The 924-nt window shown below is 72.0% G+C and carries 1 protein-coding gene and 1 pseudogene; one reads left to right on the top strand and one right to left on the bottom strand.

Annotated features, from left to right (window positions below; genetic code table 11):
• Positions 1–230: 230 nt before the first annotated feature.
• Positions 231–755, bottom strand: a complete 525-nt coding sequence (locus I59_RS15230) for a zinc-binding dehydrogenase (protein ID WP_261976592.1) — start codon at positions 753–755, stop codon at positions 231–233.
• Positions 756–801: 46 nt separating this feature from the next.
• Between I59_RS15230 and I59_RS23640 the strand changes: the two are divergent.
• Positions 802–924: pseudogene (locus I59_RS23640) on the top strand (acetyl-CoA C-acyltransferase); the annotation flags it as partial.

Genomic DNA, 924 nt, shown 5'->3' on the forward strand with positions numbered 1-924 from the left:
CGCTTCGTGCGAGGCGTGTTCGTTCGCGTCCGCACCGCACGCGATCCGTTCGTGCGAGGCGGTGCCGTTCGCGTCCGCACAACCAAAGTCGTCCTGAACCGCGCGGAGCCGTGGTTCGGGACGACTTTGGTTGTGCGCTGAGAGTGCCGGCGTGCCGGCGTGCCGGCGCGGCGGGGGCGAGTGGGGCGTCCGGGGCGGGTTCCGGGAGTGCGCGCAGCGCGACCTGCCGGTCAGGGCGTCAGCAGCACCTTGCCGATGAGCTCGCCGTCGGCCATCCGGCGGTGCGCCTCCGCGGCCTCGGCGAGCGGCAGGACCGAGTCCACGACCGGACGGACGCGACCGTCCTCGACGAACGGCCAGACGTCGGCGCGGACGGCGGCGACGATCGCGGCCTTCTCGTCGAGCGGTCGGGCGCGCAGGGTCGTCGCGCTGATCGTCGCGCGCTTCGCCATCATCGCGCCGAGGTCGAGTTCGCCGACCCGGCCGCTGCTCGACGAGATCACCGCGACGTGCCCGTTCGGCGCGAGGGCTTCGAGGTTCCGACCGAGGTAGTCGGCACCCACGACGTCGAGCACCACGTCGACGCCGCGACCGCCGGTGTACTCGCGGACGGCGGCGACGAAGTCCTCGGTGCGATGGTCGATCGCGAGGTCCGCGCCGAGGTCCCGTGACGCCTGGACCTTCCGTGCGCCACCGCTCGTCGTGATCACCGTCGCGCCGAGGGCCTTGGCCCACAGGACGGCATGCGAGCCCATCCCACCGGTCCCGCCGTCTCGATCGAAGAGGATCTGGAGGCCCGGATTGCCCAAGGCATCAGACGTCGTGTTCGTGGACGGTGTGCGCACACCGTTCGGACGAGCCGGTGAGAAGGGGGTGTTCTGGAAGACCCGTGCGGACGACCTCGCGGTCCACGCCATGCGCGGC

Source organism: Curtobacterium sp. B8 (assembly GCF_000333315.1).
Taxonomy (GTDB): domain Bacteria; phylum Actinomycetota; class Actinomycetes; order Actinomycetales; family Microbacteriaceae; genus Curtobacterium; species Curtobacterium luteum.

What these genes read in the sequence shown, in the direction of transcription:
- I59_RS15230 (WP_261976592.1), bottom strand. Translation starts at nt 755, where the DNA reads ATGGGCTCGCATGCCGTCCTGTGGGCCAAGGCCCTCGGCGCGACGGTG.